The 2,971-nt window shown below is 39.1% G+C and carries 1 protein-coding gene; it reads left to right on the forward strand.

All coding sequences use genetic code 11. The annotated features are described in order from the left end of the window. Positions 1-196 precede the first annotated feature (196 nt). Positions 197-1,867 (forward strand): hypothetical protein, encoded by a 1,671-nt coding sequence (locus tag Q8907_15315; GenBank protein ID MDP4275640.1) that lies wholly within the window; start codon positions 197-199, stop codon positions 1,865-1,867. Positions 1,868-2,971 lie beyond the last annotated feature (1,104 nt).

Consider the following 2,971-nt stretch of genomic DNA (forward strand, 5'->3'; position numbering starts at 1 on the left):
AGTTTTACCCGGCTAAAGCAGTAATTAATGGGAATACTGTAATTGTTTCATCGGAAAAAGTTGAAACACCTTTGTATGCCAGGTATGCATGGAAAAATTTTATGCACCCGAATTTGTATAACCAACAAGGGCTGCCTGCAATTCCCTTTAAAACAGATAAGTAATTGTATATAATCCTTTGGAACAAAAATCAAAAATGAAAATTTTAAAATTTATTTTTTGTCTGCTTTGCTTTTCACTGGCTGTGTCATCGTTTTCGCAAAGCAACCATTCACCACAATCATCTTTTCCATTGATATTGGACATGGTGCACAACAATCCCGGTGAAGCACCGTGGAAAACCCAATTCAATGATCCTGAAGTCCTGAAGAAAATGGGATACAACGGCAAGGTATTTTCCCTGTTCGAATCGGCTCAGTTGGCCGTTAATTGGGATGAGGTAGATCCGGATATCCTTCCTAAAGGTTCTCCTGACCGTTTGTGGGTCGATGCCCTGGCTGTTCACATGGATAGTGTTTACACCAGTGCTAAAAAAGCCGGTTTAATGGTGTTTTGTCATAGTGATTTGTTGCTTTTCCCCAAGCGTTTGGTTCAGAAATATGGAATGGAACAAACCTTCGGCGATCCTAATGATCCAAAGACGCAAAAATATCTCCGTTTGCTTTTAGAACAGATGTTTAAAAGATTTCCTCAACTTGATGGTATTGTGGTACGTATTGGGGAAACCTATCTGCAGGATGCTCCCTATCATGTTGGAAAAATCAATGATAAAGGAAATCCTGACAAAACGATTATCCCTCTTTTGCAAATTCTGCGGGATGAGGTTTGCGTCAAGTTGAATAAAAAGTTGATTTTCAGGACCTGGCTTAGCTTTGATACGGATATTCAAAAGTACATGAAGGTAAATGATGCCATTGAGCCACATCCCAATCTGACTATTGCCGTCAAACACTGCGAAGGGGATTTCCAGCGGGGCAATCCTTTCAGCAAAGTTCTGGGGATAGGCAGGCACAAACAAATACTGGAAGTGCAATGTGCCAGGGAGTATGAAGGCAAGGGTGCTTATCCCAATTATATTGGCCATGGCGTGATTGATGGTTTCGAGGAGCATGCAGCACTTCGTAAAAATGGAAAGCCTGCCAGCCTCAATGATATCAGGGCGAAATCAAACCTGATGTCCGGCATGTGGACCTGGACGCGGGGTGGGGGCTGGGAAGGCCCGTATATTACCAACGAACTGTGGTGCGATCTGAATGCCTGGGTAATGGCACAGTGGGCCAATCATCCGGGTGAATCTGAAGCTTCGATTTTTCACCGTTATTCTACAGATGTCCTTCATTTAAAAGGGGCGGATGTGAAAAGGTTCAGAAAATTATGCTTGTTGTCGGCCGATGCGGTAATCCGTGGCAAGCGAAGTGTGAGCGAGGAAATCAGCCCGTGGTGGACCAGGGACCAGTATATTGGCTGGCCGGATTTACCAAAGGATCAAAAGGCTGTGGCCAATGTTCTGCACGAGAAAGATACCTCTGTGGTGATGTGGCAGGAAATAGTCAGCCTTGCAGAAAAGATCAGGTTTGCTGATAACCGGACAAAGAATTATGCGGTGGTCTCTTCAAAATATGGGCATTGTCTGTACAGTATCTATCGTTCACTCTTTTATCTTTCTGCCATAGAAAAAGGTACATATCCACGGACAGAGCTGGCCAAATGGATAAAATCCTACGACCTGGCCTGGAAAGATTACGAAAACCTGAAAAAGGACAATAAAGAATGTTCTACTCTTTATTTAAAAAATGAAGTCCGCCGGATGGGCAAAAAGTTTCCCTGTGCCGACAATAAGGTCAATGAACTGAGAAAAAGTTTATAAGACAGGCCAATCCTTTTACCCGGAAAGAAGGTGATTTTTCATGTGAAAACTCTCCAAAAGCTTGATAACTTTGGGAGAGTTTTGTTTTTATAAACAGATGGTAATGTACTGTTTATAACAGTTAATTTTATTTTAACTTCAAGAAATTTGTTAACCTACTTTTCCATATTCAATCATTAATTTTAATTGATGAAAAACTAATCAGAATGTTTGTTAAATAATTTGAATATAAAAATATTAATTACAATTTTAATCATATTAAAATCACAGACTATTTTTTAGGAATTTTCTTAAATAAGAAATAACTATAAATTAGGATAATGAGTGTAAGTGTAGAAAATCATTTGGCTTGTTAAATGAATTAAGATAAATTAGATTACACTCTAAGCTTTTAAAATATTTAAAAAAATAAGGAACGCACTTCTCGCCGAGTTGCCAAGATAAAAGAAAACAAAACCACTTCGAACCATCTTGAACTATTTGAACTTTGAACTCCTCAGACCCTTCGAACCATCTTTATTTTCCGTGCCTTAGTGGTTAGCATCTTTTTTGCGCCTCAGCGTGGAACGCATTTCTCGAAAAACTGCAAAGTTTAAAGACAAAAGTAACATGGTATATTCTTATTCGCTTTTCTTGTTAGAAAGTTGTTAAAAAATTTATTACTTCTTTGTGGAGGTTTTTCTTGTCGAAATATATCTTTACACTGCATTAGCAAAGGAAATGCCGAACAGTACTGCAAGAATCGTGCAGCGGTAAAGATCAGCATATTCCTGAAGGTAAGGGAATCTTTATCCCTTTGAGTGAAGGGAATATTCGTGAACCTTGGTTCGAATCAGACGGATATCAGGGATTAATTAATTTGAATCACACCCATTCTGAGAGGATGGTAGGGCCATAAAATGAAAGGTGGAGGCAGAAGTAAAAAATAATTCATTATACTCCTAACAGAAAAATTATTATTTATGCTAGTAAAAACAAGACTTTCCCGGCTGTTTATCTTATCGGCATCATTATTCTTATTGTTAATCGTAAAATCTGAAGCGCAGGTTAGTGACGAACTACAGGACGCGGAAAATCAGGTTCCGGTTGCTCAAACAGCTTATC

This window comes from Bacteroidota bacterium (assembly GCA_030706565.1).
Classification (GTDB): Bacteria; Bacteroidota; Bacteroidia; order Bacteroidales; family JAUZOH01; genus JAUZOH01.

Bases quoted from the DNA above. Each gene is read 5' to 3' on its own strand.
- Q8907_15315 (MDP4275640.1), top strand. From the start codon at position 197: ATGAAAATTTTAAAATTTATTTTTTGTCTGCTTTGCTTTTCACTGGCT.